The following is a 24,428-nucleotide window of genomic DNA, read 5'->3' on the forward strand; positions in this document are numbered from 1 at the left end:
TTCGAAAGGCCGCCGGAGGTAGTCCTAAAGGGATTTCACGACCCCCCCACAAGCGGGTCCCGCCTCACGAAAGAAGACGTGCTCCCATGACCAACCTCGCTCTCGCGTTCCTCGCCGCCGGTATCGGCGCGGGTCTCTCCATCATCGGCGCCGCCCTCGGCATCGGTAAGCTGGCCGCCGCCGCCATGGACGCCACGGGCCGTCAGCCGGCCGCTGGTGGCGACATCCGCACCACGATGATCATCGCCGCGGCCCTCATCGAAGGCGCCACGCTGTTCGCGCTGGTCGTCTGCATCCTGCTGGCCATCAAGGTCTAGTCAGGGCGTCGGTGTCACCGGGAGCCGGCGTCCTCTTCGGGAAGAAGGGGCGCCGGCGTTCCGGCTCGCAGTGCGCAGCACCCGTGTCACCTGAAGTCTCCCGCATCCTCCCTCTGTCTTTCCGCTTCACCGGGACCCGCCATGTTCCTGCCCTCTGTCCTCGCCGCCAGCAGCTTCGTGGAGGTCCGTCCGGGCCTCATCTTCTGGACCATCGTCACCTTCGTCATCGTCCTGCTGGTGCTGCGGGCGAAGGCGTGGGGGCCCATCCTGTCGCTCGTCGAGGAGCGCGAGAAGCAGATCTCCAACGCCATCGAGAGCGCCAAGCGTGAGCGCGCCGAGGCGGAGAAGCTGCTCGCCGACCAGAAGACGGCCATCGCCGAGGCCCGCCGCGAGGCCGCGGAGACCACCCGCCGCGTGCAGGCGGACATGGAGAAGTTCCGCGACGAGCTGATGGCCAAGAGCCGCAAGGAGGCGGAGGAGCTGAAGCTGTCCGCCCGCCGTGAGATTGAGGACCAGAAGGCCAAGGCCATCGCGGAGGTCCGCTCCATGGCCGTGGACCTGGCCATGGACGTGGCCGGCAAGCTCATCAACGAGCGCATGGACGACGCCAAGCACCGCGCGCTGGCCGAGCAGTTCGTGCAGGGCCTGCCCGGCGCCACCAGCGCCACGGCGACCCGCCGCTCGGCCTAAAGGCCGGGAGTCTTCCGCCGCGCCCGCCTGTTCCAGGAATCCATCATGGCTCTCTCCATCGGCATCGTCGGTCTGCCCAACGTGGGCAAGTCCACCCTGTTCAACGCCCTGTCCGCCGCGGGCGCTCAGGCGGCGAACTATCCGTTCTGCACCATCGAGCCGAACGTGGGCGTGGTGCCGGTGCCGGACGACCGCCTGGACCAGCTGTCGGCGCTCGTGAAGCCGCTGAAGAAGATCCCCACGTCGCTGGAGTTCGTGGACATCGCCGGCCTGGTGCGCGGCGCGTCCAAGGGCGAGGGCCTGGGCAACCAGTTCCTGGGGAACATCCGGCAGGTGAACGCGGTGCTCCACGTGCTGCGCTGCTTCGAGGACGACAACGTCACCCACGTCGAGGGAGGCGTGAACCCGGTGCGGGACCGGGACGTGGTCGACACGGAGCTGTGCCTCAAGGACCTGGAGACCGTGGAGAAGCGCCGCGAGCGCTCGCTGAAGAACACCAAGGTCGGCGGCAAGGCGGGCGAAGAGGCCAAGGCCGAGGTCGCGCTCCTGGAGCGCATCAAGGCGAAGCTGGATGAAGGCATCACGGTGCGCGCGCAGAAGCTCACCGATGAAGAGAAGGCGGCCATCCAGGACCTGTTCCTGCTGACGGACAAGCCCGTGCTGTACGTGGCGAACATCAGCGAGAAGCAGATTGGCAAGGAGGACGCGGACCCGCGCGTGCAGCAGGTGCGGGAGATGGCGGCCAAGGAGGGCGCGGGCGTGGTGGTGCTGGCGGCGGCGCTGGAGTCGGAGATCCAGCAGCTCCCCGAGTCCGACCGTCCCGGCTTCCTGGCGGACTCCGGCCTGACGGAGCCGGGCCTGCACAAGGTCGTGCGCGAGGGCTACAAGCTGCTGGGCCTGTGGACGTACTTCACGGTGGGCGAGCAGGAGTGCCGCGCGTGGACCATCCACAAGGGCTTCAAGGCGCCGCAGGCGGCGGGCGTCATCCACTCCGACTTCGAGCGCGGCTTCATCAAGGCGGAGGTCTTCTCGTGGACCGACCTGGTGAAGCTGGGCAGCGAGTCGGCGGTGAAGGAGAAGGGCCTGCTGCGCGTGGAAGGCAAGGAGTACGTCGTGCAGGACGGCGACTGCATGCACTTCCGCTTCAACGTCTGACGCGGGCTCTTCCCACGGACTGAAGTGACGACGGGCGCTGCCTTCCACTCACGGAAGGGGCGCCCGTTTCGTTTGCTACCGGGGGCCGCTCAGCCACGTGTAGCCCCAGAGGCCCACGGCGAGCACGGCCAGCACGGTAGAGAGGATGGCGGAGCGCTTCGTGCGGCCGGCGGGGTCCGGGTGGTTCAGGGCGTACTTCCACACGCCGCCCACGCGCAGGGCCAGGAAGAGGGCGAGGAGGACGGGGCCCACGACCTGCCAACCCTCGGGGCGCTTGAGGATGACGATCCACGAGGCGATGAACGCCACGTTGCCGAGCAGCATCAGGGCGGGATAGGGCAGGGTCGGGCGGGAGGTGCTCACGGGGCCGCCAGTGTGTGCACGGGAGCCCGGAGCGCCAAACGGAAAGCCGCGCGGCGTGCACGCCATGTGACAGCCGCGCGGAATGTTTCACGGTGCTACCGGGGCGGGGCTTCCACGTAGCGGGCGCGGGGGCGGAGCAGGTGGCCCTGTTCACGCTGCTCCAGGACATGGGCGACCCAGCCCGCGGTGCGGCCCAGGCTGAAGAGCACGGTGGCGGCGCCGGAGGGCAGCCCCAACGCGTCCGCGAGCACCACCAAACCCCAGTCCAATGACGGCGGTGGGTGGCCGGCGTCGCGCATGGTGTCCATGACGGCGCGGGCCACGCGGACCCTGGGGGCTTCGGGCTTCACGCTCAACGCGGCGTCGACGAGCGGTGGCGTGCGCGGGTCGCCCTTCAGGTAGAGGCGGTGGCCGAAGCCCGTCACGGCTTCGCCCCGGCGCAGGCGGCCGTGGACGACCTGGGCGGCGCGCTCGGGGCGGCCGACCTCCGCGATGAGCGCTTCCACGCGGTCACAGGCGCCGCCATGACGGTGGCCGGAGATGGCCGCGAGCGCCGCGCTGATGCACGCGTACAGGTCCGCGCCGGAGGAGGCCGTCACGCGGGCCGCGAAGGTGGAGGTGTTCAGCTCATGGTCCGCGCAGAGCACGAGCGCCAGGTTGATCAGCTCCGCGGTCCGCTTCGGCTTCGCATCCCAGGCCGTGGCGAGTGACGCGGCCACCGTGGGCTCCTTCAACGCGCGCGACACGCGGCCGGGAGCCTGGGCCACGCAGACCCACGCGCCCAGGTGACGGATGAGCCTTCGCGCGCGGAGCATGTCCTGTTCCGCTGGAGCAGCGAAGCGGCCCGCGTCGCTCGCGGCGAGGAGCGGCACCAGCGCGGCCAGGGCGGAGAGGGGAGGCGTGTCGCGAGGAAGCATTGCTGCGAGCGCGGAAGGAGATACGAGCAACGCGTCCCTGGACGCGGAAGCGGCGCGCTCGGAGGTTGAGTACCGCGCGCCTCGCACGGGCGGCTCCGTGGACCCGACAGTGTCCCACGGTGTTTCAGGCGCGGGCCATGCCGTGGACTCCAGCGGCAGGTGCCCGGTCCACAGCAGCTCCGCCACGTCCTCGAAGCGGCGGCCTCGCGTGGCCAACTCCACCGCGTCGTGGCCCCGGTATGAGAGCCCCTCCTCGCTGATGCGTGACACCGACGAGTCGATGACGGGCTCACCCCAGCGCAAGGCTCCGGACGCCACCGCCGCGTGGCCTGCCCGTGCGTCGTGGCGTGTCTTCAGCCGCTCCACGTCCGCGCGCAGGTAGCGGTTCTCCTTCGTGCCCTTCTCCGGCACGCACCGCACGAGCCCCCGGCTGACGTACGTGTAGAGCGTCGCCCGCTTCACCCCCAGCAGGGCCGCTGCCTCCTCCGCGCGCAGCAGCTCCTCCTCAACTGGATGGTCGAATCGAGATTGAGAACGTCCCCCTGCACGACGCACCATGTTTCGCGTGCCTCCCGGATGCGGAGTCTCGACTCGACTGGACCACCCTGTCGAGTTGACCCGTCCGTGGTGAGGCCATTCCAGGCAGGGAGAGCGACCATGAACGTGGATTTCGGACGCACGTCGTCGGATTACGCGAAGCACCGGGCTGGCTTCCCGGAGGCCTTCTACACACGGCTCGAACAGGACGGCGTACTCAGGTCCGGCCTGCGGGTGCTCGACCTGGGCACCGGCACCGGCACCGTCGCGCGCAACCTGGCCCGGCGCGGCTGCGACGTCACCGCTCAGGACGTGTCCGCACCACAGCTGGAGGCCGCCGCACGACTCGCTCGCGACGAGGGCCTCACCATCGAGTTTGGCGAAGCGCCCGCGGAGAACACCGGCCTGCCTTCGGGTTCCTTCGACCGCGTGTTCGCGGGCCAGTGCTGGCATTGGTTCGACCGCGCCGCCGCCGCGCGTGAAGTGTTCCGCCTGCTCAAGCCCGGCGGGAAGCTCATCCTCTGCCACTTCGACTGGACGGCCCTGCCCGGCAACTTGCTGGAGGCCACCGAGGCCCTGGTGGAGGAGTTCAGCCCTCGCGTCAAACTGGCCGTGGATCACTTCGGCCAGGGCGTGGGCATCTACCCGCAGTGGTTCCGCGACGTAGGCGTGGCCGGCTTCCAGTCCCTCACGTCCTTCACCTTCGACACGCTCACCCCCTACACCCACGAAGCGTGGCGCGGACGGATGCGCGCGAATGCACGCATCGGCGCCATGCTCCCGCCCGAAGAGGTCGCTCGCTTCGACGCCGCGCTGGCCGCGCTCCTCGCCGCGCGCTTCCCTCAAGAGCCGATGTCCGTTCCCCACCGCGTGTTCGCGCTCGTCGCGGAGCGCCCGTGAAACAGGAGCCCGCCATGGCCTCGCCCCACCTCATCCACGCCGAAGATGTTCCCTGGACCGAGCTCGCCCACGGCAGCCGCGTGGCGCTCAAACGCAAGCAATTGGGCGCCGCCGCGCACGGCCGCAAGCTCGGGTGCAGCCTGGTGGAGCTTCCGCCGGGCCGCCGCTCGTGGCCGCTGCACTACCACCTGGGCAATGAAGAGGCCGTGTATGTCCTGTCCGGCAAGGGGCGGATGCGACTGGGGACCCAGACGCTGCCCGTGCGCGAAGGGGACTACGTCGCGCTGCCTCCGGGCGCGGAGTGCGCGCACCAGCTCATCAACGACGGTGACGAGCCGCTGCGCTACCTATGCTTCTCCACCATGGAGGCGCCGGACGTGCTCGTGTACGCGGACTCGAAGAAGGTGGGCGTCTTCGCGGGGGCGGCGCCCGGGGGTGACAAGGCGTCGCGCACGCTGCACGCGTATCTGCCCCTGGACGCGCAGGTGGATTACTGGGAGGGCGAGGAGCCCTGATAGGGTGGCCCGGCCATGGCCTCCCTGCTGGATGCGCTCGACCGCGAGCGGCTGCTCAAGGACTCCGCCGCCGCGTCCGGACTCGTACCCAAGGGCGAGCCTCCGCACGTGTCGTTGTTGCGGCTGTGTGACGCGGGCCTGCTCGTGGGCGGGCTCACCGTGGGGTACGGCGTCCGGCCGGATGAGCTGGTGGGCCCCCTCACCGCGGCCATGGGCGGCGCGGCGCGCAAGCTCAAGGTCGTGGACGTGCGCGAGCGCCCCGCGCTGGAGCTGCATGTCGCGGCGGGCGACGTCACGGAGCGCTGGGAGCTGGAGGACGTGTCCGCGCTCGTGCACAACCTCAACGACCTGTATCGCGACGCGGCCGACGTGCGCGCGGTGGCGGTGCTGGGGGAGTGGGAGGACTCGCTCCAACTGCTCTGCGTCGAGCGCCGCGCCCTGGGACGACTGCTGCGGCAGCCCTTCTTCGCGCCCGTCAACGCGCGAGGGCTCCAGGACCTGATTCCGTCCCGTTGAAGCAGGGGGCCACCCTCGACCCCGGACGCCCGGTGGGGCACCATGGGGGCATGCGCATCACGCTGGCTCTCATCGTTGGATTGCTCCTGGCGCAGGTCGCTCGCGCCGAGCCGGATTCCTTTGACCTGGGCACCGGACGCGACGGCGTGCTCAACCTCGCCGCGGGGCAGGGGCTCGCCCTGGGCATGGCCGCTCCGCTGGGGAAGAGCGTCGCGGAGGGAGGCCTGGAGCTGGTCGTGTCCGGCACCAAGATCGCCGCTGGCGATCTGGTGATGATCCACGAGAGCACCGGTCTGGCTTCCGCGCCTGACGTGGGCAACACGAAGCCCGTGTCGCTGGTGGGGACGGTCACGCTGGGACGCTGGGAGCTGGCGCGGGTGGAGCGGGTGTCGTCCACCACGCCCGCCCTCCTCACGCTGACCGCGCCGCTGCGTTACGGGTACGCCGCGGGGCGCACGCAGGTGTTGCGCGTGTACGAGTACTCCGACGTCATCATCCCGGAGGGCGCGCGGCTCACCGTGTCGCAGTGGAACGGCAGGTCCGGCGGCATCCTCGCGATGCTGGTGAGTGGGAAGGTCGTCAACGACGGCCGCATCGACGCGGATGGCCTGGGCTATCAGGGCGGCATCTTCCGGACCGACGCCGCCGACCTGAATGGCTGCACGGCGTTGGACCTGGAGCAGGGCAAGGGCGGATCCGCGCGCGGCGAGGGTGTGGCGGGCACGGTGTCCCGGACCGGCATCGTCAGCGGGCGCGGCAACCTGGCCAACGGCGGTGGCGGCGGCAACTGCGCGGCGGCCGGCGGCGGCGGTGGCGGGCACGGCGGCGTGGGCGGCATCGGGGGGCGCACGGCCACGGGGGACGGCTCGCGCGACCAGGGCGGCCTGGGCGGCGCGGCGCTGAGCTACTCCGTGTTCGAGCGCTTCACGTTCGGCGGTGGTGGCGGCGCGGGACAGGGCTCCGACACGGCCGGCGCCAACGGCGCCGCGGGCGGCGGCGTGGTGTTCATCCGCTCCAGCGCGTTCGATGGCAAGGGCGTCTACAGCGCGTCGGGCTCGACGGCGGGGGCCTCGACGGGCAACGACGGCGCGGGCGGTGGCGGCGCGGGCGGCGCGGTGGTGCTGCGCGCGGTGGAGCTCCTGAACTGCGGCGGGGTCGAGGCGCGCGGCGGCGCGGGCGGCAACACGCAGTTGGACAAGCAGCCCTTCGGCCCGGGCGGTGGTGGAGCTGGAGGACGCATCCTGATCGAGGGCAAGACCCTCGCGTGCCCGCCCAACGTGAGCGCGGGCAGCGCGGGGGTGTCCGCCTCCGCGGGCGCGGGTTCGTACGGCGCGGGGCCGGCCACCGCGGCGTCGGATGGCGGCACTCCGGACGGCGGCACGTCCACGGGGACGGTGCAGCAGGTGTCCCAGGCCTTCCAGGTCCCCGTCACGCCCGCCATCACGGCGCCCGTGTCGGGCGAGGCGTCCACCTCCACGCGCCCGCGCTTCGAGGGGACCGCGGGCACGACGGGGCCGGTCGTCCACATCGTCGTGGATGGGCGGGAGATTGGCGCGACGGTGCCGGGGTCGGATGGCCGCTTCACCTTCGACCCCACCGCGCCGCTGAACGCGGGCGCGCACGACGTGGTCGCGTGGGCGGAGTCGCTGGGCGTGGCGAGCAAGCCCTCCACGCCGGTGCGCTTCACCACGCCCGCGGTGGTGCTCGCGGACGGGGGCGTCGTGCAGATGGCCGTGCTGGTGGTGCCCTCGAATGGAGACACCGTGGGGCCCACGCCGCTGTTCGCCGGCACCGCGCCCAACGGCGTGAACGTGGGCGTGGTCATCGACGACGGGCCGGACCACATCGTGCCGTTGGACCTGCTGGGGCGCTTCCGCTACCAGGTGCCGAACTCCGCGCCGCTGAGCGTGGGCACGCACAAGGTCACGGTGCACTCGCACAACGAGGCGGGCGATGACGGGCCGTACTCCGACGTCGTGGGCTTCGAGGTGGTGGTGGCCGGCGCGGACGGCGGAACGGACGGCGGCACCGACGCGGGCACGGTGGATCCGGCGACGCCCATGGTGCTCGTGCCCGAGGAGGGCGCGACGGTGGATCCGACCTTCATGTTCGTGGGCGTGGCGCTGCCCGGCACGTCCGTGCGGCTGGAAGTGGACGGCAAGGCGCTCGCGACCGCCACCGCGGATGACGAAGGCGTCTTCCGCCACGTGCTGACGGCGGACACCGCGCTCGCGACGGGGGCGCACAAGGTCGTCGCGCAGGTGGTGACGGACTCGGGCGAGGCGGGGCTGCGCTCACCGGAGGTGGGCTTCCAGGTGCGAGGCCCCACCGACCTGGACGTGGGCTGCGGCTGCGGCTCGGCGCCCGCGGGGATGATCAGCCTCTGGGCGCTGCTGGGCCTGGGCGCCCTGGCGCGCCGCCGCCGCTCGCGGAGCTGACAGGGGCGGGGCGCGGTGCCTCGCGGGCGCCGAGTCCTGGCCCTCAGCCCTCATCCAGGGCTTCGAGTTGGATTTGCGCGATGTCACGGTAGAGCGGCACGACCTCGTCCTCCACGATGGCGCGGAGCACCTGCCGTGCGCCGTCCATGTCGCTCGCCTCCTGCCGCCGTGTTGCTTCACTGAGGGCGCGTGACAAACGGTGAGACCCGTCCCGGATGCGCTTTGCGACCTCGCCGAGCAGCGTCGCGGCGCTGGCCTCGCCATGGAGCGCCCGCTCGACGTCCGCTGCGGGAATTCCAACCTGGGGGCCAGTGCGCTGGAGAATGGCACGCGACTCGGAGGTGAGCTTGAACGGCTCCCCGTCCGAGACGCGACGCGCGAGGTCCCGAACGTCGTCCCAGTTCAATTCCTGCTCGTCCATGGGGCTCTCTAGTTACGGCGAGGACGGCAAAGGTCGAAGGGCCACTGTTTCTGGCCCTCGCAGTATCGCAGGCAGGCGTAACAGTCCCCCAACCAGCGGGGCTTCTTCGAGTCCTTGCACTGCACATAGCGGTCGATGCAGTGCTGTCGCCATCCCTGGTTTGGATCATCCATCTCTTTGAGCGTGGCGCCGACCGCGGCTGCTCCGACTGCCGCGGTGCCCATGAGAGCGGCGGCCTCGGCGTCCGTGAGTCCACATGCAGCTGGATTGCCCGGATGGGCCTCCACGCAGCAGGTCTCGCTGTCCAGGCACGTCGCAGTCGCGCAGCTCCCAAGCAGCATGCTGCACAACGCCAGCGTGAGTCATGCGCGCCAGTGAGTGGATTTCATTTTTATCTTGGAATACCACTTTTGAAGCCCGCCAGGCGTCCGGCCGGGTCGGCGGGCGCGGCGGTAGGGGGGCCGTTATCTTCCCGCGCTCGAAGGCGTCCCGGCTCCCGGGGCGACAAGGGTGGCGCGCGTGACGACGGACGTGTCCTCGGAAGAAGCCTCACCACGGCGAGCCCGGCGCTCGGCCGGGGCTCCTCGCTGGCGGTGGATGCTGTCCCTGCTGCTGGGGCTGGGCCTGCCCGTCGCGCTGCACATCTACATCGGCCTGCGCCTCTTCACCGCGCCCGGCTGGCCCGCTCCCTGGGCCGCGGTGGGCTGGGGACTGTTGGGCCTCTGCTTCCTCGTGCTGCTGGCGGGTTTCCGCGCCGCGCGCCGTGAGGCCACCGGCTTCTCCCGCGTCATCCAGTGGGGCGCGTACCTGTGGCTGGGCGCGTTCGGCGTGTTCCTCACCGCCGTGCTGGCCTCCGACATCGTGGGCGCCGCGCTGTCGCTTTCCGGCACCGTCACGGACATGCACGCGCTCGCCCGGGGCCGCGCGGCCGCCGTGCTGGGCACCGTCGTGCCCGCCGTGGCCTTCGCCTTCGTCACCGCGCGCGGCAGGGCCCGCGTGGAGCGCACCACCGTGGCCCTGAAGGACCTGGGCCCGGGCCTGGAGGGCCTGCGCGTCGTGCAGCTGTCCGACGTGCACGTGGGCCCCACCCTGGACGGTGTGTGGCTCCAGCGCGTGGTGGACCAGGTCAACGCCCTGAAGCCGGACCTCGTCGCCATCACCGGTGACCTGGTGGATGGCTCCGTGGAGGACCTGCGCGACCAGATGACGCCGCTCGCGTCCCTCAAGGCCCCGCTGGGCGTCTACTACGTCACCGGAAACCACGAGTTCTACCATGGCGCCCGCGCCTGGATGGCCGAGGTCGCCCGGCTGGGCATCACCGTCCTCACCAACGAACACCGCGTCGTGGAGCGCGGCGGCGCGAAGCTCGTCGTCGCGGGCGTCACCGACCACGACGCCGGCCACATCGATCCACCCCTGGAGAGCCGCCCCGACCTCGCGCTCGCCGGCGCCCCGCCGGACGTGCCCCGGCTGCTGCTGGCCCACCAGCCCCGCACCGCCCTGTCCCTGAAGGGCCTGCGCGTGGACCTCCAGCTGTCCGGCCACACCCATGGCGGGCAGATCTTCCCCTTCATGTTCTTCGTGAAGCTCCAGCAGCCCGTCGTCCAGGGCCTCGCCACCGTCGCCGGGACCCGGGTCTATACGCACCGCGGCACCGGCTACTGGGGTCCCCCCATGCGCCTGGGGCCCGCCCCGGAGATCGCGGCCCTCACCCTGGTAGGAGCTCCCCGTTCTGGCGGTGATTCAAGCCAAGCTTGATATTTCCGTTCTTGCTGCTTACTGTGCGGGGCGTGTCCACCGCACCGTCTTCCCTCCTTGTCCCGGAATTCGCTTTCAGCCGTCCCACGGCGCCCGCGGTTCCGGGTGCGCGGCGCGGGACCCGGGTCCCGGCAGCTCCGGCCCGGACGGGGATGGCGGCGCCGGTGCTGCTGGTGGTCTCCGAGGCCCCCGAGGTCCGGCTGGCGGTGGCGCGTGAGGTGGGGCTGGCGTGCCGCATCGTGACGTCGCTGGGGGCCACGTCGGCGGACCGGCGGCTGGACATGGGCGTGGCGGTGGACGGGCTGGTGCTGGACCTGGACGCGGATCGCCGCGTCGTGAGCGACTTCCTCTGCCGTCTGGTGGACCGGGGCTTCCACGGTCCGCGCATCCTCCTGTCCTCCGGTTTCCGTCCCGAGGCGAGCGCCACCTTCCTGACGGCCTGTGACACCCACTTCGCACTCGGCCGGCCCTGGCGCGCCGGTGAGCTGCGCATGCTCCTGGAGAGGGTCCTTGGGGTCTCCTACCTCGCTCAATCCGCAAGCCGTCCGTGACTCCCGCCGTGACGCTCCCCGCCTGGCGCCGTTGACGGCGCGGGTGGCGGACGCGGGCCACGGGCTGTTCACCGGAATCGCCGGGGCGTCCGCGGGCGCCGCGCGCAGCGCGTACCTGGCGCTGATGCTCTTCGCCAGCGGCATGGCCCGCTGCGCGACGGGGCGCTCGCGGGACGGGCTGCCCCAGCTCAAGCGCTCCCTGTTCCGCGTGGCGCAGGTGCCGGTGGACCTGGTGCTGATGCTGGGCGGGCGCGTGCTGTCCGCCGTGCAGGTGGTGACGGGCCTGGAGCCCGTGGGCCGCCGGCTGACGGACGTGGAGGTGGACCGGCTGCGCCCCATCTTCGGCGACAGCCTGGACTACCGCTGCGTGCGCGTGAAGGAAGGCGCCCTGGGCCTGCTGGGCCTGCCGGGCCGCGCGTTCGCCCATGGCGACGTCCTCTTCATCCCGCCCGGCTACGGCGCGGTGGGCTTCCGGCTGCTGGTGCACGAGCTCACGCACGTGTGGCAGCACCAGCACGGCGGCACGGGCTACCTGAGCGGCGCGCTCGCGGCCCAGTACCTGGGGGACGGCTACGACTGGCGCAAGGCCGTGGGCCACCGGCGCTGGGCGGAGCTCAACCCGGAGCAGCAGGCCCAGTTCATCGAGGACGCGGCCGACGCGCAGCTCATCCCCCACGTGGGCCGCCCCACGCCCCAGCAGCGGCTGCGCGGCTGGAGCGACGCCGCCCTGTGCCTGCTGGACGAGGCCCTGGACTGCCTCTACGCGGGACGGGGCGCGCCGTGAGGCCGCCGGTTCCATGACGGCGCGCACCGCCCGGCCCGGCGGTCCGCCCGTGGGCCGCTGCCTCCAATCCCTCACCTGGCGGCGCCTGGAGTCCCCGGGCACCGAGCACTTCGAGCTGTGGGAGTCCGCCGAAGGGCCGCTCCTCGCTGGCACCGTGGTGGGGGTGGGCGAGGGCCTGCCGCTGCTCGTGCGCTACACCGTGGCGTGCGACCCGGACTGGCACACGCGCGAGGCGCGGCTGGCCGTGCATCAGGGCGGCACGCGGCGCACGCTGGTGCTCCAGGTGGATGACCACCAGCGCTGGTGGCGCGACGGGCGCGAGGTGCCGGAGCTGCGCGGGTGCGTGGACGTGGACCTGAGCGTCACCCCCGCCACCAACACCCTGCCCATCCGCCGGCTGGCGCTGGAGCCGGGCCAGGGCCGGGACGTGACGGCCGCGTGGGTGCGGCTGCCGGACCTGTCCCTGGAGCGGCTGGAGCAGCGCTACACCCGGCTGTCCTCCACCCGCTACCGCTACGAGAGCGCGCAAGGCACCTTCGTCGCGGAGCTGGACACCGACGCGCTGGGGCTCGTGACGCACTACCCGGATGGCTGGGGACGCGTCGCCACGGCGGACGGTTGAGCCCGGCGCAACCCCGGGACCCCGAAGCCGGACAATCTCCAGGCCTTCCCGGATTCGCGTGTCGTTTCATGTGGGCTAATGGACCCGTGAACGGCGCGCTTCCCGTGGACGAGGGAATGCGGGACTACCTGCCATATAGGGATGGGCCCGGGTGACGTGGCGGGTTATAACGACCTCTGAACCGTTCCGGCGGTGGCGGGGTCGCGAGCCTTGCGGCCACCCCACCGGACGTCACGTGCAAGGTTGATGTGGTGAAAACCCACCCCCGAGGTCGTCTCGCATCCGGCCGCGTCCGGAAGAAGCCCCGTGTGGCGCCCGCGTCGGCGGCGGCGCTGTCGCGGCGGCAGTTGGAGCGCAAGCTGGCGGTCAGCGTGGGGGCGGCGGCCCGGGCCGCGCGTCTGCGGGCGGGCCTCACGCAGGCGGACGTGGCGGATCGCGTCGGCATCGCGTCGGAGGTCTACGGCCGGCTGGAGCGGGGCAAGATGATGCCCAGCGTCCCCACGCTGTTCCGCCTGTGCCTGGCGCTGCAGTTGTCCGCGGACGCGTCCCTGGGGCTGGCCCTGGCGGCGGCGGCGGGCGCGGGGCTGTGGGAGGAGGACTCCACGGACAAGGACGACCTGCCGGAGATGCGCCGCCTGTTGCGCGCGGTGCGCCGGCTGCCGCGCCCCCAGCTCAAGTTGATGAGCCTGGTGGCCAGCGCCATCCTGCCCACGCGCCGCTGAAGCGCGCCTTCAGGGCGCGGACGCGGGAGGGCGGGCCGTGCCCGAGCGCGGGTCGGCCTTCGTCACCCGCCACACCCAGCCGGACGGGGTGGGGTCGCGCTGCGCGGTGTTCACGTCCACCGCGTACACGTCCAGGGTGTGCTCGCCCAGGGGCAGGTCCTTCAGGCGCCACGGGGATTCGCAGGGGATGTAGAGGCTGCCATCCAGCGAGCACCAGAACACGGGCTTCAGCGTGGTGGCGGTGAAGACGAAGGTGGCCTCCCTGGAGGGCGTGGCGCCCGGGGGCCCTTCGTCGATGAACGTGTCCGGCCCCTCATTGCCCGCGCGCGCCAGCGACGGCGGGAAGAGCAGCGGCAGCAACATCAGGCACAACAGCAGTGACGCGAGCAGTCCGTGGGGAAGGTAGCGCAGGGACGGCGGGGGAATCATAAGCAGGCTCGCGTGACGCCGGGCGCCGCGCGAACCCTGCCTTGGTGCATGTCGTTGGAGAGTGCTCTGGAAGGGTTGGGGCGTTCCACCATGGGCATGGCGTCCGGGGAAGTGGGAAAGGGCGACTTCCTGGAAGGTGGGGATGGATCCGAAATGGGGCGCCCCGTCCCGGGGACCCACCTCGTCATCCACGGCGAGACGTGACGCGGAGGGCAAATGTCCTCCAGCGGAAAGGGGGCGCCGCCCGCGCGGCCCCGGGCGGGCGGTGATGGCACGCGTCACGGAGCAGCGCTTGTCAGGGCGGACATCCCCTGGCCTCATGGATGCTCGCCCGGACCTGCCTTGCACGAACGCCATCGCCCATGACCTTCGCGAAGAGGAGCACGCCCTGGCACGCCGCCGCGCTGGCGCTTTCCCTGTGCCTGACGTGGCCGGCCTGGGCCCAAGCCCCTGAAGCGGACCCTGGCAGTGCCCGGCTGGGCGATACCCTGGACGCGGGCCTGCCTGTCACGGAGGAGAACCTCACCACCGGCGCCGCGGCTCGGAGCATGGACGCGCCGTGGACGGAAGGGGACGGCCCGCGGGACGGCGGCACGGGCACGGTCGCGAAGGAGGCGGACCTCCAGCGCACCCCGGACGGTGGCTGGGCGGTGGAGCCCGGCGCGGCTCCCGGTGATGGCGCGGACGGGGGCCCCGCGCTGGCCGCCTTCGTGCCGCCCGCGCTGGTGGGGGACTCGCCCGCGCCGTACCCGCCCCGGCTGGTGGGCGAGGGCGTGGCGGGCACGGTGAAGCTGGAGCTGCTGGTGGACGAGGCGGGCGAGGTGGACAGCGCCACGCTGGTGGAGGGCGTGCACCCGCTGCTCAACGAGGCCGCGCTGCACGCGGCGCCGTCCCTGCGCTTCTCTCCCGCGATGATGGAGGGCCAGCCCGTCGCGGTGCGCCTGTCCTTCGAGTACCGCTTCGAGGCGCCCGTCCCCGTGGCCACCGGGGCGGACGGCGGCACGTTGGCACCTCAGGGCCCCATCACGCTCAAGGGCCTGGTGCGGCAGAAGGGCAACCGCCGGCCGTTGATTGGGGCGACGCTGGTGTCGGACGCGGCGCCGGACGCGCCGGTGCAGACGGACGAGAACGGCCGCTTCGAGGCGCGCTTCCCCACGGGCGGCCAGGCGGTGCGCGTGTTCGCCCCCGGCCACAAGCCCGGCCTGTTCCGCGAGGCGCTGAAGTCCACCGAGTCGCTGGAGGTCGTCTACGGCCTGGAGCCGCTCGTGGTGAACCCCTACGAGACGGTGGTGCGAGGCGACCGCGAGCGCACGGAGGTCAGCCGCATCACGCTGCACGACGCGGAGCTGCGCGAGGTTCCCGGCACCATGGGCGACCCCTTCCGCGTGGTGATGCTGCTGCCGGGCGTGGGCAGCATGCTGTCCGGCGTGGCGTACCCGGTGGTGCGCGGCAGCCAGCCCGCGTCCACGGGCTACTTCCTGGACGGCATCCGCATCCCCATCCTCTTCCACCTGTTCCTGGGGCCCGCGGTCATCCACCCGGACTTCCTGGACGCCATCGACTTCTATCCGGGCTCGCCGCCGCCGCAGTACGGCCGGCTGATGGGCGGCGCCATCGACGGGCGCCTCACCCGTCCCCGCGACGACCGCGTGCACGGCAGCGCCTACGCGGACTTCATCAACGCGGGCTTCTTCATCGAGACGCCCTTCAAGTCCACCGGCACCAACGTCAGCCTCGCGGGCCGCTATTCCTATACGCCGTGGATCATCGCGCTCGCGGCCAATCAGTTGCAGGACCCGCCGCCGCCGGGGCGCACCAACCCGAAGGTGGTGCTGGACTTCTGGGACTACCAGGCCCGCGTGGAGCAGGACGTGGGGCGGGGCAAGCTGCGGCTGTTTGCCTTTGGCTCGTCGGACACGTTTGGTTCGGAGGCGCAGGACGACCAGGGCGACACCGCGCTCCAGTCCGTCGCCTTCCACCGCGTGGACCTGCGCGGCCGCCACCCGCTGGGCAAGGGCGAGCTGGAGATTGGCGGCACGTGGGGCCTGGACCGCTTCGCCGTCGTGTCGCGCGGGCCGGACGACGGGAACGAAATCTACATCGACCAGGGCAACTTCTCCGGGCGCCTGGGCTACAGCGTGCCATTGGATGAGCGGCTCCTGCTGCGCGCGGGCGCGGACCTGGAGCACAAGCGCGCCATCGTGGACGTGCTCACGGTGGAGGACGGCCAGCCGGTGGAGGAGGACACGGTGCGCGTGCCGGTGGCGCTGGCCACCTTCACCGGCGCGTACGCGGAAGGCGTGTGGACGCCCAATGACAGATGGACGGTGGTGCCCGGCCTGCGCCTGGACAGCTACCACCTGTCCGGCGGCTTCGACCACAAGGTCATCGAGCCGCGCCTCACCGTGCGCCACAAGCTCACCGACACCGTGACGCTCAAGGGCGGCGCGGGCATCTTCCACCAGCCGCCCACCACCCTCATCAGCCTGCCGGTGGTGGACGTGGGCAGTCTGTTGTTGGGCCTCCAGGAGGGCGTGCAGCTCTCCACCGGCGTGGAGTGGAAGGCCTTCGACAAGTGGGAGGTGGGGCTGGACGTCTATGTGAACCCCATGCTGCGCACCATCGAGCTCACGCCCTTCTCCGACGAGGGCCTGACGGACGACCTGGATGACATCGGGGGAGAGCCAGACGTCACGGACCCTCCGCCTGGAGGGGGCGTCCGCCAGGACGGCTTCCGGCGGGTGCGCGCGCGGCAGATTGACGTGGATGGACCGCCGGTCAGCCGGGACGACTGGGACTTCCCGGACTTCACCAGCCACGGTCTGGCGTATGGTCTGGAGTTGCTGATCCGCTACCCGCTGGGGAACAACTGGTTCGGCTGGCTTTCGTACAGCCTCCAGCGCAGCACGCGGCGGACCACCTTCTATCGATACGACTCATCAGGTCGGGTCGTCTCCGAGGACACCGCGGACCTGCCCTTTGCGTTCGATCAGACACACATCCTGAACCTGGTGGTCAGCCACAAGTTCTCCAACAACATCACCCTGGGCGGCGTGCTCCACTTCAACAGCGGACGCCCGGAGTACGGCACCCTGGGAAGCCAGACGCACCGCGAGGGCGTGGACTCCGACGGCCGCCCCACGTGGGTGCAGGTGGACAGGGACCGGGTGGACCGGCTGCCGGCCTTCTTCCGCTTCGACCTGCGCGTCTCCAAGGCCTGGGCCTACGAGACGTTCAGCCTGGAGGCCTACCTGGACATGCTCAACGTCACCCTCAACACGGAGACGCTGGGCTTCGACTATCTGGGCGGCGGCTACAGCCGGCAACCCCTGACCAAGAATGCGGTGGGACTGCCCATCGCCCTGCCCATCATCGGCGTCAAGGGCCGGTACTGACCTGCCCTCCAGGGCAGGGCCACTGCTCGGGGGTGAACCGATTTTCGCGCCTCCTGCCCTTCAGGGCTGCTCCACTCATGGCCAGATGTGTCAGTATTCCGTGAGACGCGGGTTTTTCCAGCCTGCCCGGCACCGACGTGAAGGGTGGGGGAAGCAGACCTGTAGCGTCGGGGGGAGCACGATGATGGGTTTGTCCTGGGGGCCGGGAATGGCTCCGGCATGGGAACTGCCCGCTGACAGCGAGACGCCCTGCATCCTCCTCGAGCCGCTGCACGGGGAGACAGGCGAAGCGCTCGACTTCCGTTGGACGTCCATGAACGTCCCGGCGGAGGGCTGGGTGCGCTCCCTGGAACTGGGCCGTCACGTGTCCCTGTGGACGCGGGAGGGCGCCGCGCTGTTCGACGTGGCGGCGCTCGTGCGCGTGCTGATGCGCGGCGTGCCGCACGTGGGCCTCGTGCCGGGGGACGCGGCGGGGCGGCGGTACGTGGTGGTGCGGCACGCGGAGGGCCTGGCGCTGTGGCTGTTGCCCCGCGACGAGGGGCAGGCGGCGGACGCGCACCAGGCGGAGCGGGAGCGGGCGGCGCGGCAGGAGGTGGAGGCGGCGCTGGCCCGGGCGGAGCAGACGGTGAGCGCGCTGCGGGAGGCGGAGGAGCGCTACCGGCTGGCCACGCGCGCCACGCACGACGTGCTGTGGGACTGGCACTTCGCCACCGACCACGTGCGCTGGGACCCGGGCACGGGGAACGCGTTCGGCCACGCCACGTCCGTGCTGGAGCACAAGCTGGGCTGGTGGGGCGAGCGCGTGCACGACGACGACCGGGACCGGGTGGTGGACCGGCTGGTGGAGTTCGTCGCGTCCACGGGCGACGTCTGGAGCGAGGAGTACCGCTTCCAGCGCGCGGACGGCAGCTGGGCGCACGTGCTGGACCGGGGCGTGCTGGCGCGCGACGACGAGGGGCGCCCGGTGCGGATGATTGGCTCCATGATGGACGTCACCGAGCGCACCCGCCAGATGGAGACGATGGTGGAGGAGGCGAGATTCCGCGAGCGCTTCATCGGCATCCTGGGGCATGACCTGCGCAATCCGCTCAACGCCATCGTGCTGTCCGCGCGGGCGCAGAAGCGCCGGGGCCCGCTGGAGTGCACGCCGGAGCAGCACCGGCAGCATGCGCAGCGGATTGAGGCGTCCGCGACGCGCATGGGGAACATGATCGCGGACCTGCTGGATTTGACGCGCGCCCGGCTGGCCGGCGGCATCCCGCTGCGCAAGGCCCCCACGGACCTGGGGGCGGTGTGTCAGCAGGTGGTGGACGAATTGGCCGCGGCGCACCCGGATCGCGCGGTGGCGGTGGATGTGGACGGCAAGGCGGAAGGGGAGTGGGACGCGGAGCGGCTGGCGCAGGTGCTCTCCAACCTGGTGGGCAACGCGCTGGAGCACGGCAGCCCGGACGCGCCGGTGTTCCTGCGCTGCTGGGCGAAGGGCGAGCACCAGGTGCTGGAGGTGCAGAACCCGGGCAATCCCATCCCGGACGACCTGCGTGAGCGGCTGTTTGATCCGTTCCGCCAGGGCGAGGGCGAGCGCGAGCAGGGCGGCCGCCGCAACAGCGGGCTGGGGCTGGGGTTGTTCATCGTGAAGGAGATCGTCCAGGCGCATGGGGGGACGGTGGAGGTGACGTCGACGCAGAAGGAGGGCACGACGTTCACGGTGCGGCTGCCCCGACCGCCGCGCCCGAAGGCGAAGGCGAAGGCAGGCAAGGGCCGCACGCGGACGGCCTGATTCTTTTGGAAGGGGTGAGCGTTCGCCGCCATGCGGTGAATCCAGGAGCGTCCGCCGCCGCACGCCGCGCGTGTTGTGCGAAGGACCGAAGGGGATGGGTCGGGAGGGCAGGGGCGCTGCTCGCTTCGTCTGGGTGCGTTTACCGGTTGATCAGGCCGCACGGCTCGTGAGGCCCCTCACGCGGAGGCAGTCCCCATGCACCTCAATCCCCCTCTCGACGTTTCATTCCGTTCCTCCCCCTGGACGGCGCTCTGTCTGGCCGCGGCGCTGGTGGGCTGCGGCGCTCCGCTCGACGAAGGCGCCGAGCTGACGGGCCGGTCCTCCGCCGAACTGGTCTCCACCAATGGCTTGTCGACGAATGGCCTGTCGACGAACGGCCTGTCCACCAATGGCTTGTCGACGAATGGCCTGTCCACCAATGGCCTGTCGACGAATGGCCTGTCCACGAACGGGTTCCAGACCTGGTTCAGCCAGGACCCCGCGTCGGCGGACATGGTGATGCGCTACGTGGTGCAGTGCTCGATGGCGGCGGGGATGACGCTGACGTACCAGTCGCCTTCCACGGGGAAGAGCTACACGTGGAGCGGGAGTCTGGGATTGGCGCCGGGGTGGGCGGGCGGGCAGCCGGCGACGGTGGCGGAGCAGCAGGTGGTGAGCGCGTGTCTGGCGGCGCACGCGAACAAGTACGGCGTGCACGTGAACATCTCCGTGCTGGGGCGCGACGCGGTGGGCGGGGCGATGCCGTACTCCACGGACGAGCTGAATACATACAATGAGAAGGAAGCGTGCTTCTTCGGCAACCTCTTCACGGGGGAGGGCACGTTCGCGGCGAACGACGGCGCGTACCTGGACTACGACGAGAGCACGGTGCGCACCTGCGGCCTGTCGTCCTGGAGCGACACGACGGCGTGCACGCCGATGAAGCACGTGGGGGCGTGCCGGTACTACTGCACGCTGGACGCCACGCGGACGTACTACACGCGCTGCACGTACAACGGCGTGAGCTACCGGCCCATCACCACGCGCATGCTCCCCCAGGACATCTACCGCTGCGGTGACGGCGTGTGCCAGTTGACGGAGAAGTGCGGCGCCAGCAACACGGCGGACAGCTGCGCGGCGGACTGCGGCCCCTGCAAGTAGGCGCGGGAGGGGTCGGGCTTACGTGGGGCGGGGCCGCGCGGCGTGGAGCCGGTAGCGCGTGACGAGGTCCCCCCAGAAGCGGCCCATCATCGCGACGGTGGCCGCGCCATCCTGGCCGTGGCGCACGGGGTGGTCCATGCGGATGGCGTCCCAGCCCCGGTGCTCCAGCACCACGCGGGTGCCGCCGAAGGTGGGCTCGAAGCGGACGTCGACCTCGGTGGTCTCCCCGGGGGCGAAGTTGCTCGCGCACCATTGGAAGACGAGCCGCGCGCCGGGCTCCCAGACGAGCACGCGGCCGATTTCGTACACGTCGTCCTCGAAGGACTCCAGCAACCGGCCGCCGGGGCCGGGCGGTTCGAAGCGCAGCACGCCGCGAGGGTTCTTCAGGCCCCGGTAGCGCGGGCCCTTGTTCCACCAGAGGTCGGTCTCCTCGGTGAAGACCTCGAAGGCGTCCAGCGGGGACACGGCGACGAAGGTGGTGACGCGGGCGCGGTCCGCGGTCATGACTTGCGGCCTCCGGAGGGCTTCGTGCCCCGGGTGCGTTCGGCGTGGGCCTTGAAGGCGCCCAGCTGGTCCCCCCAGAAGGACTCCACCTCGTCGAGCCAGCCGCGCAGGGCGGCGAAGGGCTCCGGGCGCAGCGAGTAGACGCGCACGCGCGCATCGTCCGCGTCGATGCGCTCCTCCACGAGCCCCGTCTGCCGCAGCACACGCAGGTGGCGGGACATGGCCGGGGGGCTCATGTCGAACGCGGCTGCCAGCTCTCCGGCGGGGTGGGGCCGGTGGCGCAGCCGGTCCACGACGCCCCGGCGCGTGGGGTCGGCGAGGGCGGCCAGGGTGCGGTCGAGCGCGGAAGGGGTGGCCATGACGCGAGAACCTACTTCGGCCCGAAGACGCGCTGGGTGAACCACCAGCGGTGGCCTTCGAGGTCCTCGGCGCCGTAGGTGCGGTTGGTGCCCCAGTCGTCGCCGTAGTTCTTGGTCTCCGGCTCCTGGATGACGACGGCGCCGGCCGCACGCGCCTGGGCGCAGTGGGCGTCCACGTCGTCCACGTAGACCGTGAGGGTCTGCGTGTTGACGCCCCCGTGCAGCCGGGGGCTCTGGTGGAGGCCGTGGCGCCCGGAGGAGTTCACCATGATGACGCCGTCGCCGTAGGCCAGCTCCGCGTGCACGATGGTGTTGTCCGCGCCCTCCACCTTGAGGCGCGTCTGGAAGCCGAACGCGCGCTCCAGCCAGTCGATGGCGGCGGGGGCGTCCACGTAGAAGAGGCTGGAGGAGATGCGCGGCCAGTCCTCGGGGATGGGCTTCATGGCGGTGACTCCGGGCGGACGAATTTCGTTAACGTCAGGGTGAATGATTAACCCTGACGTTAATGGTCGTCAATCCTTCCGGTCCGTCGCTAGAAGACGCCCGGGAGGGGCCTGTCGCGGCCCGGGGTCCGGGGGGCCTGGCGGGGGTCTTTCGGCGGTTCCACGTGGCGCCCGAGGATGGCTGGCAGGGAGGCGGTGAGCCTGCCCACGTACAGCAGGCCCTGGAAGGGCTCATTGGGAGCGGTCTCGCGCAGCTGGATATACGGGCTCAGGCCGGGGCGGGCGGCCACCTCCGGGGCGGGCGTGGCGCCCACGATGCCGCAGACCAGCTTGCTGTCGCGGTCCAGGTCACAGCCCCAGCGCAGGCCCTGCGCGTAGCTCATCTCCAGCACGACGAGCGAGCGGTTCTCTTTCATCAAGTGGGCCATGGGCGTGAAGGACGGGTCCCACTGCGTGCCCTTCCTCATCTGGGTATGCGTGTTGCCCGCGAGCACCACCTGGACCTCGTGCGGCTTCGCGGCACGGCGCTTCGTCCAGACCTGGGCCTGGGCGGCGTCGCGTTCGCTGCCGTTGAGCACGTCCGTGTCGTAGGCCACCACCGTCACGCGCAGGCCCGCCGCGCGCAGGGCCCGCACGCGGTCGATGAGGTCCATGATGGCGCGGCTGCTGCGGCCGTCCTGGTAGGTGCGGGTCCAGAAGCGACCCTCCAGCAGCGCGTCCTGGTCCGCCGGGGCGCCGGGGCTGGAGAGGTACCTGTCCACGCGCGCCTGCTCCGTTTCGGGGAGCGACAGGCCCAGCACCACGGCGAGCCCTGTCCGCGCGGCCTGGCACACCAAGTGGCCCACGACGTCCGGCACTTCGTTGGTGCCCAGCTGCTCGCCGATGAGCAGCGTGAGGCCCGGGTGCAGCAGCTCCGCCAGTCCGCGCACGGGCGTGGTGCACGGGCCCGCGGCGACGGCTTCTTCCTTCCAGCGCTCCAGGTAGAACTCGGGCGCGCGGACGGGGTCGGGGCGCTTCTCCTCCGCCACGTTGCCCGCGAGGACTTCGACGGAGGGCGCGGACTCCAGCCGCAGGGTGAGGGCCTGCTCCAGGTCCAGGTCGCGGGTGCCCTGTTGGGCGGCGCGCAGCATGGACAGCCGCTTGGTCATCGCATCGTCCTGGCTGAAGTCCGCCTCCTTCACGAAGGGATTCGAGGTCTGCTCCCATCGCTGCACGCCGACCTTCCACCACTGCGCGCGCCACTCGACGTCATTGCCGGGGGTCTGCTGGGTCATGCGGAAGATGCGCACGACGGACTGGCGCGGGGCCACCTGGATGCCCGTCACCAGGTAGCGCGTATAGGTGGTGTTGAGCGAGTCGACCCGCTCAGGCTCGGACCAGGTGGTGACGAGCTGGTTGGGGTCTTCCGTGTCCTCGAACGTGTAGCCCCGCTCTTCCAGCAGCTGGCGCGTGGCCGCGAGCGCCTCCGTTAGCGGCTTCTGGAAGACATGCTCGTACTTGGGCAGTGCTGCTTCGGGCGTGCGCTTCGAGTGGGCGCAGCCGACGGACAGCAGGAGCAGTGCGACGACGAGCCAACGACAATGCATTTCGATCCCCCACGAGAGAAATGCGAAGCGGCTTTCATGAAAGCCCATCCAGGGCCGGGTTCAAGGCCTCGGCCCATGTTTAGCAGTGCCAGCACCCGGTTTCCGGGTCCCAGGTGGTGATGGATGCCCCTTCCAGGACGGGATCGAGAAAGCGCTTCGCGGCCTCGGTCACTTTCTCGAGCGTGGGCCAGGGCAGTTGGTTGTCCTGGGCCATCTCCGCGTAGGGCCTCTCCCAATCCCTGGAAGGCGGGGGCAGGGTGCCCGGCAGTGGATGGGTATCGCGGAAGTCGAAGGTCAGCTTGAGCGCTTGTCGCAGCCGCTCTGCCTCCAGCGGCTTCCGTGCCTGCGCCAGCAGTGCGAGGTCGGGCAGGTCCTTCACGCGGGAGTTCGGCCGCAGCCGGGGCATCGTGTACGCGTGCAGCTTCTCCGCGAGATGGGTTTCGACGGGGTAGAGGCGCAGGCGGGGCGGCGCGATGTTCGCGAATCCAAGCACGTCGGGGGCCGTGACCTCATCCGGTGTTCCCAACATGGGCTCCCCGAAGGCGACGTCCACGTCGAAAGGGCGGCTGTAGATCTTCTGTGCGAGCCGGCACTCCGCGCGAAAGCGCAGTCCTTCGTAGCGCATGCCCTCGTTCTGGATCTTCGGATGCTCGTGATCCGAACGGACCTCGAATGAAAAGAAGTCGCCAAGCTCGTGCCTTGCGGCGTCCTGCAACTGGAGCAGCAATCCGCTGGGGTCGCCTTGGATGCGAAGGTCGATGTCTTTCGTTGCTCGCGCTCCTTCGATACGGAGCTCCAGCACCAGTCCTCCCTTGAGGGTGACGTTGGAGCCCAGCTTCGCGTGGACGCGGGCGAGGAAGCGGCTGAAGACCAGCAGCTCGCGCTGACGTTCGAGTGGCAGGTTGCGCTTATTCGCCTCCAGGCGAAGGCGCTGCTCCAGCGCCTGTTTGAAGGCCGCGGGCGATGCATAGGTGCGGCTCGTCACGCGTTGAGGCCTCCAAAGGGCTTCAGTGCCTCCTCCACGGCCGGGAGGGCGCCCCTGACCATGCCGCGATGCAGGGCTTGCAGCGCGGCCTGCCGCATGAGGTCCGGAGTGAGCGCGCCCCGCGCACAGTCATCCAATGTCCTGGAGGGAGTCGTGGCCCGCACGGCTCCAACCCAGTGGCGCTCGGAATCGAGCAGGTCGGCATAGTGGAGCACTACGAGCCTCGGTACGCGCAGGCGGCGTTTACGCCAGGACTCGGGAAGCGTCAGGTGGATCCGTGCGGGCAGCACGTCGGAGAGGTCGTAGAGCGCAAGCGCGGTCTGATGGGAGAAGGTTCCCACCTGTTCGGACCAGAGCCAGACGGCGACGAGGTCCTCGTGCTCGCCTGCTGGGAAGTGCACCAGCCGGTAGATTCCTCGCTGGACTCGTGAGGCCCGGCCGATGCGCACGTAGTGAGCGAGCAGTTGGGGCGAGTAGCCCGCCTGGGCCGCTTGCTGCGTCGTGAAAAGGCCTTCCTGAGTCTCCGCCACTCGATAGAGCTGGTCCCAGTCCGGCTTGATTGGGGGCTCGATGCTCATGCACAAAAGTATAGATCCGCTTTATT

25 protein-coding genes are annotated in these 24,428 nt (G+C 70.9%); 15 read left to right on the plus strand and 10 right to left on the minus strand.

Annotated elements, in window-relative coordinates; genetic code table 11:
* Nucleotides 1-86: 86 nt before the first annotated feature.
* The 3 genes from JYJ93_RS05780 (at nucleotide 87) to ychF (ending at nucleotide 2,162) form a co-directional block, all read left to right on the plus strand.
* Nucleotides 87-317, plus strand: a complete 231-nt coding sequence (locus JYJ93_RS05780; RefSeq protein WP_206787128.1) for an ATP synthase F0 subunit C — start codon at nucleotides 87-89, stop codon at nucleotides 315-317.
* 141 nt (nucleotides 318-458) lie between these two features.
* Entirely contained in the window at nucleotides 459-1,007 is a 549-nt protein-coding gene (gene atpF / locus JYJ93_RS05785; RefSeq protein ID WP_206787129.1) for a F0F1 ATP synthase subunit B, read from the plus strand.
* Between the two features lie 45 nt (nucleotides 1,008-1,052).
* Nucleotides 1,053-2,162 (plus strand): redox-regulated ATPase YchF, encoded by a 1,110-nt coding sequence (gene ychF / locus JYJ93_RS05790; protein ID WP_206787130.1) that lies wholly within the window; start codon nucleotides 1,053-1,055, stop codon nucleotides 2,160-2,162.
* Between the two features lie 75 nt (nucleotides 2,163-2,237).
* Here the strand turns inward: ychF and JYJ93_RS05795 are convergent, their stop codons facing one another.
* Complete coding sequence (locus tag JYJ93_RS05795) at nucleotides 2,238-2,525, minus strand: hypothetical protein (protein ID WP_206787131.1); 288 nt, start codon at nucleotides 2,523-2,525, stop codon at nucleotides 2,238-2,240.
* A 95-nt stretch (nucleotides 2,526-2,620) separates the two neighbouring features.
* Nucleotides 2,621-4,000 carry a citrate synthase gene (locus JYJ93_RS05800; RefSeq protein WP_206787132.1) on the minus strand — a complete coding sequence of 460 codons (1,380 nt, stop codon included), beginning with the start codon at nucleotides 3,998-4,000 and terminating at the stop codon, nucleotides 2,621-2,623.
* Between the two features lie 99 nt (nucleotides 4,001-4,099).
* Here JYJ93_RS05800 and JYJ93_RS05805 point away from each other — a divergent pair, with 99 nt between their 5' ends.
* Genes JYJ93_RS05805 through JYJ93_RS05820 form a run of 4 tightly spaced genes read left to right on the plus strand, consistent with a single transcriptional unit; the run spans nucleotide 4,100 to nucleotide 8,348 of the window.
* The gene (locus JYJ93_RS05805; RefSeq protein ID WP_206787133.1) at nucleotides 4,100-4,879 is read left to right on the plus strand and encodes a class I SAM-dependent methyltransferase; all 780 of its coding nucleotides are present in this window, start codon (nucleotides 4,100-4,102) and stop codon (nucleotides 4,877-4,879) included.
* A 14-nt stretch (nucleotides 4,880-4,893) separates the two neighbouring features.
* On the plus strand, nucleotides 4,894-5,394 hold the full coding sequence (locus tag JYJ93_RS05810) for a cupin domain-containing protein (RefSeq protein ID WP_206787134.1): 501 nt from the start codon (nucleotides 4,894-4,896) through the stop codon (nucleotides 5,392-5,394).
* A gap of 15 nt (nucleotides 5,395-5,409) precedes the next feature.
* The gene (locus JYJ93_RS05815; protein ID WP_206787136.1) at nucleotides 5,410-5,910 is read left to right on the plus strand and encodes a hypothetical protein; all 501 of its coding nucleotides are present in this window, start codon (nucleotides 5,410-5,412) and stop codon (nucleotides 5,908-5,910) included.
* A 50-nt stretch (nucleotides 5,911-5,960) separates the two neighbouring features.
* A complete protein-coding gene (locus JYJ93_RS05820) occupies nucleotides 5,961-8,348 on the plus strand; it encodes an MYXO-CTERM sorting domain-containing protein (RefSeq protein WP_206787138.1) in 2,388 nt (795 codons plus the stop codon).
* A gap of 43 nt (nucleotides 8,349-8,391) precedes the next feature.
* Here the strand turns inward: JYJ93_RS05820 and JYJ93_RS05825 are convergent, their stop codons facing one another.
* Nucleotides 8,392-8,769: a DUSAM domain-containing protein gene (locus JYJ93_RS05825; protein WP_206787141.1), complete on the minus strand. Its 378-nt coding sequence runs from the start codon at nucleotides 8,767-8,769 to the stop codon at nucleotides 8,392-8,394.
* A gap of 597 nt (nucleotides 8,770-9,366) precedes the next feature.
* Here JYJ93_RS05825 and JYJ93_RS05830 point away from each other — a divergent pair.
* From JYJ93_RS05830 to JYJ93_RS05850, 5 genes are all read left to right on the plus strand, one after another.
* Nucleotides 9,367-10,527 carry a metallophosphoesterase gene (locus JYJ93_RS05830; RefSeq protein WP_206787142.1) on the plus strand — a complete coding sequence of 387 codons (1,161 nt, stop codon included), beginning with the start codon at nucleotides 9,367-9,369 and terminating at the stop codon, nucleotides 10,525-10,527.
* 152 nt (nucleotides 10,528-10,679) lie between these two features.
* Nucleotides 10,680-11,078, plus strand: a complete 399-nt coding sequence (locus tag JYJ93_RS05835) for a hypothetical protein (RefSeq protein WP_242543680.1) — start codon at nucleotides 10,680-10,682, stop codon at nucleotides 11,076-11,078.
* Nucleotides 11,038-11,862, plus strand: a complete 825-nt coding sequence (locus JYJ93_RS05840) for a DUF4157 domain-containing protein (RefSeq protein WP_242543681.1) — start codon at nucleotides 11,038-11,040, stop codon at nucleotides 11,860-11,862. The genes JYJ93_RS05835 and JYJ93_RS05840 overlap by 41 nt, the downstream gene beginning before the upstream one ends.
* Before the next feature lie 13 nt (nucleotides 11,863-11,875).
* Nucleotides 11,876-12,484 carry a putative glycolipid-binding domain-containing protein gene (locus tag JYJ93_RS05845; RefSeq protein WP_206787143.1) on the plus strand — a complete coding sequence of 203 codons (609 nt, stop codon included), beginning with the start codon at nucleotides 11,876-11,878 and terminating at the stop codon, nucleotides 12,482-12,484.
* A gap of 308 nt (nucleotides 12,485-12,792) precedes the next feature.
* The gene (locus tag JYJ93_RS05850) at nucleotides 12,793-13,206 is read left to right on the plus strand and encodes a helix-turn-helix transcriptional regulator (RefSeq protein ID WP_223639461.1); all 414 of its coding nucleotides are present in this window, start codon (nucleotides 12,793-12,795) and stop codon (nucleotides 13,204-13,206) included.
* A gap of 9 nt (nucleotides 13,207-13,215) precedes the next feature.
* Here JYJ93_RS05850 and JYJ93_RS05855 read toward each other — a convergent pair whose 3' ends face one another.
* Entirely contained in the window at nucleotides 13,216-13,635 is a 420-nt protein-coding gene (locus JYJ93_RS05855; RefSeq protein ID WP_206787145.1) for a hypothetical protein, read from the minus strand.
* 362 nt (nucleotides 13,636-13,997) lie between these two features.
* Between JYJ93_RS05855 and JYJ93_RS05860 the strand changes: the two genes are divergently transcribed.
* The 3 genes from JYJ93_RS05860 (at nucleotide 13,998) to JYJ93_RS05870 (ending at nucleotide 19,947) form a co-directional block, all read left to right on the plus strand.
* On the plus strand, nucleotides 13,998-17,030 hold the full coding sequence (locus JYJ93_RS05860) for a TonB-dependent receptor (RefSeq protein ID WP_206787147.1): 3,033 nt from the start codon (nucleotides 13,998-14,000) through the stop codon (nucleotides 17,028-17,030).
* Nucleotides 17,031-17,238: 208 nt separating this feature from the next.
* Nucleotides 17,239-18,807 carry an ATP-binding protein gene (locus JYJ93_RS40530; protein WP_206787149.1) on the plus strand — a complete coding sequence of 523 codons (1,569 nt, stop codon included), beginning with the start codon at nucleotides 17,239-17,241 and terminating at the stop codon, nucleotides 18,805-18,807.
* Between the two features lie 195 nt (nucleotides 18,808-19,002).
* The gene (locus JYJ93_RS05870; RefSeq protein WP_206787151.1) at nucleotides 19,003-19,947 is read left to right on the plus strand and encodes a hypothetical protein; all 945 of its coding nucleotides are present in this window, start codon (nucleotides 19,003-19,005) and stop codon (nucleotides 19,945-19,947) included.
* Nucleotides 19,948-19,965: 18 nt separating this feature from the next.
* Here JYJ93_RS05870 and JYJ93_RS05875 read toward each other — a convergent pair whose 3' ends face one another.
* The 6 genes from JYJ93_RS05875 to JYJ93_RS05900 form a co-directional block, all read right to left on the minus strand.
* Nucleotides 19,966-20,451 (minus strand): SRPBCC domain-containing protein, encoded by a 486-nt coding sequence (locus JYJ93_RS05875; protein WP_206787153.1) that lies wholly within the window; start codon nucleotides 20,449-20,451, stop codon nucleotides 19,966-19,968.
* Nucleotides 20,448-20,810: a metalloregulator ArsR/SmtB family transcription factor gene (locus tag JYJ93_RS05880; protein WP_206787155.1), complete on the minus strand. Its 363-nt coding sequence runs from the start codon at nucleotides 20,808-20,810 to the stop codon at nucleotides 20,448-20,450. The genes JYJ93_RS05875 and JYJ93_RS05880 overlap by 4 nt, the downstream gene beginning before the upstream one ends.
* An 11-nt stretch (nucleotides 20,811-20,821) precedes the next feature.
* Nucleotides 20,822-21,253 carry a VOC family protein gene (locus JYJ93_RS05885; protein WP_206787157.1) on the minus strand — a complete coding sequence of 144 codons (432 nt, stop codon included), beginning with the start codon at nucleotides 21,251-21,253 and terminating at the stop codon, nucleotides 20,822-20,824.
* 89 nt (nucleotides 21,254-21,342) lie between these two features.
* Complete coding sequence (locus JYJ93_RS05890) at nucleotides 21,343-22,839, minus strand: hypothetical protein (protein ID WP_206787159.1); 1,497 nt, start codon at nucleotides 22,837-22,839, stop codon at nucleotides 21,343-21,345.
* Nucleotides 22,840-22,918: 79 nt separating this feature from the next.
* Nucleotides 22,919-23,824: a nucleotidyl transferase AbiEii/AbiGii toxin family protein gene (locus JYJ93_RS05895; protein WP_206787161.1), complete on the minus strand. Its 906-nt coding sequence runs from the start codon at nucleotides 23,822-23,824 to the stop codon at nucleotides 22,919-22,921.
* Nucleotides 23,821-24,402, minus strand: coding sequence for a type IV toxin-antitoxin system AbiEi family antitoxin domain-containing protein (locus tag JYJ93_RS05900; RefSeq protein ID WP_206787162.1), 582 nt, complete (start codon nucleotides 24,400-24,402; stop codon nucleotides 23,821-23,823). The genes JYJ93_RS05895 and JYJ93_RS05900 overlap by 4 nt, the downstream gene beginning before the upstream one ends.
* Nucleotides 24,403-24,428 lie beyond the last annotated feature (26 nt).

This window comes from Corallococcus sp. NCSPR001, from assembly GCF_017309135.1.
Classification (GTDB): Bacteria; Myxococcota; Myxococcia; order Myxococcales; family Myxococcaceae; genus Corallococcus.

Bases quoted from the DNA above. Each gene is read 5' to 3' on its own strand.
- JYJ93_RS05780 (WP_206787128.1), top strand. From the start codon at position 87: ATGACCAACCTCGCTCTCGCGTTCCTCGCCGCCGGTATCGGCGCGGGT.
- atpF (WP_206787129.1), top strand. From the start codon at position 459: ATGTTCCTGCCCTCTGTCCTCGCCGCCAGCAGCTTCGTGGAGGTCCGT.
- ychF (WP_206787130.1), top strand. From the start codon at position 1,053: ATGGCTCTCTCCATCGGCATCGTCGGTCTGCCCAACGTGGGCAAGTCC.
- JYJ93_RS05800 (WP_206787132.1), bottom strand. From the start codon at position 4,000: ATGGTGCGTCGTGCAGGGGGACGTTCTCAATCTCGATTCGACCATCCA.
- JYJ93_RS05805 (WP_206787133.1), top strand. From the start codon at position 4,100: ATGAACGTGGATTTCGGACGCACGTCGTCGGATTACGCGAAGCACCGG.
- JYJ93_RS05810 (WP_206787134.1), top strand. From the start codon at position 4,894: ATGGCCTCGCCCCACCTCATCCACGCCGAAGATGTTCCCTGGACCGAG.
- JYJ93_RS05815 (WP_206787136.1), top strand. From the start codon at position 5,410: ATGGCCTCCCTGCTGGATGCGCTCGACCGCGAGCGGCTGCTCAAGGAC.
- JYJ93_RS05820 (WP_206787138.1), top strand. From the start codon at position 5,961: ATGCGCATCACGCTGGCTCTCATCGTTGGATTGCTCCTGGCGCAGGTC.
- JYJ93_RS05825 (WP_206787141.1), bottom strand. From the start codon at position 8,769: ATGGACGAGCAGGAATTGAACTGGGACGACGTTCGGGACCTCGCGCGT.
- JYJ93_RS05830 (WP_206787142.1), top strand. From the start codon at position 9,367: ATGCTGTCCCTGCTGCTGGGGCTGGGCCTGCCCGTCGCGCTGCACATC.
- JYJ93_RS05835 (WP_242543680.1), top strand. From the start codon at position 10,680: ATGGCGGCGCCGGTGCTGCTGGTGGTCTCCGAGGCCCCCGAGGTCCGG.
- JYJ93_RS05845 (WP_206787143.1), top strand. From the start codon at position 11,876: ATGACGGCGCGCACCGCCCGGCCCGGCGGTCCGCCCGTGGGCCGCTGC.
- JYJ93_RS05855 (WP_206787145.1), bottom strand. From the start codon at position 13,635: ATGATTCCCCCGCCGTCCCTGCGCTACCTTCCCCACGGACTGCTCGCG.
- JYJ93_RS05860 (WP_206787147.1), top strand. From the start codon at position 13,998: ATGACCTTCGCGAAGAGGAGCACGCCCTGGCACGCCGCCGCGCTGGCG.
- JYJ93_RS40530 (WP_206787149.1), top strand. From the start codon at position 17,239: ATGGCTCCGGCATGGGAACTGCCCGCTGACAGCGAGACGCCCTGCATC.
- JYJ93_RS05870 (WP_206787151.1), top strand. From the start codon at position 19,003: ATGCACCTCAATCCCCCTCTCGACGTTTCATTCCGTTCCTCCCCCTGG.
- JYJ93_RS05875 (WP_206787153.1), bottom strand. From the start codon at position 20,451: ATGACCGCGGACCGCGCCCGCGTCACCACCTTCGTCGCCGTGTCCCCG.
- JYJ93_RS05880 (WP_206787155.1), bottom strand. From the start codon at position 20,810: ATGGCCACCCCTTCCGCGCTCGACCGCACCCTGGCCGCCCTCGCCGAC.
- JYJ93_RS05885 (WP_206787157.1), bottom strand. From the start codon at position 21,253: ATGAAGCCCATCCCCGAGGACTGGCCGCGCATCTCCTCCAGCCTCTTC.
- JYJ93_RS05890 (WP_206787159.1), bottom strand. From the start codon at position 22,839: ATGCATTGTCGTTGGCTCGTCGTCGCACTGCTCCTGCTGTCCGTCGGC.
- JYJ93_RS05900 (WP_206787162.1), bottom strand. From the start codon at position 24,402: ATGAGCATCGAGCCCCCAATCAAGCCGGACTGGGACCAGCTCTATCGA.